At 50.0% G+C, this 2325-nt stretch carries 2 protein-coding genes; both read right to left on the bottom strand.

The features are described from left to right. Positions 1 to 46 precede the first annotated feature (46 nt). Positions 47 to 583, bottom strand: coding sequence for a hypothetical protein (locus KDK15_RS13080; RefSeq protein ID WP_257295827.1), 537 nt, complete (start codon positions 581 to 583; stop codon positions 47 to 49). Next, positions 583 to 2325: hypothetical protein (locus KDK15_RS13075; RefSeq protein WP_257295826.1), on the bottom strand; the 1743-nt coding region annotated here is incomplete at its 5' end. The genes KDK15_RS13075 and KDK15_RS13080, both read right to left, overlap by 1 nt.

The following is a 2325-nucleotide window of genomic DNA, read 5'->3' as shown; positions in this document are numbered from 1 at the left end:
AGAGTGACTGATCACTTAGTCAGAAAATATGATTTCATTTGGTTAACTACTTATAGCTGCCGAGCAATCCCCAGCCTTTATGATTGCTGCCTTCATCGATCTCAAAATCACCGGCATAAATACAGTGAGGCAAGTAATAGCCGCCGGAAGAGTTATTCCTGACGTACCAGCTATAAAACAGAAAAATAATCGTCCGCTCATCACCCACAGCCATCCAATACTGCTGCCCTCCATGGGTTTGACAACCGGACACTACCTGACTGTAACCACTATAGGTTTCAAGGTCAGTAACAATATCCGCTATCTGCATTCGAATCGTCAGCGAGTTTTGTTTACCGCTTTCAACCAGAAGAAACATATCGTCCTGATGAGCTGAGTTGTTTTTATAAACGGTACGATTGCTGTCAGGAACGTCAGAGCTGATCTCTTTTGTCCAGCCACAACCCGGCTTGCTGCCGTAACCAGTCACCAAGATCGCATCCATGACCTTATCAATAGAGTTCTGGTAATTCCCGCAGACATTACGGGTGACTTCAAGCTGTGGTGCACTGGCGTCTTCCGATGAATAAAATGTAACGGCCATTAGTCTGCATCCCCCCGGATCTGTAGAGTAAAGTCGTCGTTAGTTTCCGTACCCTGTCCTGAAAGGACCGTCCTGCAAATCCAAACCGGCGCAAGGCATCCATCAGTATTGAACCGGATAGCATTGCCCGTTGCCCAACCGCTGCCCCATCCATCGGCTTTCAAGGTGAAATAAGGAACTCCCACCTCTGGATTTATAGGTGCGGTGTCTGTTGTGATGTTGCCGGTTTCAATGATGCCGAGTTTTTCTTCTACGATCTGGAAGGCAGTACTGCTGGTAAAAATGATCGCCCACTTGCCATAGATGGCACCCTTGTTGGTCACTTCCACCGGGTAGTTGATGGTGTTGTATTGGGCAGTTGTCTGGTCTCCAACCCGGTTATCCGTCCAATTTGGATCGCCGCTGCTCCATACCTTCTGGCTGAAAAAGTTTTTTACTCTCGCCTGAAGATCGCCATAGACCACCGCACTGCTGACCGAGGTTTCGCCTGCAGGCAAATCCCAAGGCACCGGGGAGATAATGGACAGGTCGCCATTGATCTGAACATCGCTCAATACGCTCATGTGCTCCACCCGATCCTTGATGGTATAGGGTGCCGATAGCGGGTTACTGTCAGCATCAATCAGGCTCAACGGGTCGGCAAAGGTAACGGTTCCTGCCTCTCTATCGACGGTGTATTGATCGCTGGCCAGCAGAGCCCCGGTGCTATCTTCCATTACTATTTCTGCTTGATGGTCACGAGCCAGGTTAATCACCTGACCTGCCGTTGGAGTACCGGGATCGGTGGTTGCCGTATGACTTATAACCACAATATCCCCGGCTCGATAGATAGGTACTTTGCCATCGGGAGGCAAGCGCACCGGATTGAGGCCGATCAGTTCAGCATCGAGCGGCAGGCTGGTTTCCACTACGCAGTTGTAACGGACGCTTTGCGGGATGACGTAGATTGGATCAGTTCCATCAGTAAACTGAAGCTCGCACCAGCCATTAGTCACGTCGATGTTTCCGACCACTTCTGCGATAGCAAACTCACCATTGAAATCTGCCGTTGCCGTAATAATATCCCCGTTATCCACCCTCACCGCCGTTAGCTGCAAGCTGCCCTGACGGATCAGAGCGCCGGGAGTACGGAAGGCCACCGCATTGATCTTGAAACCCACGCCAATGGTCGCCGCTGCCTGAATAGTGGCTGTATTAACAGAGCCATCGGGATAGCTGGCCAGTGTCGCCAACCCGCCGCTATAATCAACCCTGCCGACCTGAACACCGGCATTGATTTCAGTGCTCAGGTTTTTATAGAGGGAGCCATCCCGGTCAAAATAGGTTTCACCATTCCATTCAAAGACCACGCTGCCGGGGAGCAAAACGGTATTGTCCATCAAGGGCAACAGATCAATAGTCAACTCTGGAGAGGTAATGTTCTCGTTATAAGGCGCATGACTCAGGTTGCTCGCCTGTGCAATGGCGGTAATGGTGTTGCCATTAAAAGCTTGGGTCTTGGTGGTGTTGGTGGCTTCTATATCCCGGATATAACTACCACCATAAGTAACTCTTTTAATCCGCCACTCTGGATAGTTGTAATTCTCCAAGGCCAGAATGGTAAAGGCACCTGTCTGGTAATCTATGCTCTCTGTGACGCCACGCCACCCACCGGTTGTATCATCATCAATTTGTTTTGCTACGTTTCTGGTGGTTTCATAGGTTGTCCAGTCATCGACTTTTCTGGAAACACTCGGCACGTT

Source organism: Endozoicomonas sp. YOMI1 (assembly GCF_024606345.1).
Lineage (GTDB): Bacteria > Pseudomonadota > Gammaproteobacteria > Pseudomonadales > Endozoicomonadaceae > Endozoicomonas.
This window is presented reverse-complemented; position numbering and strand designations above follow the sequence as displayed.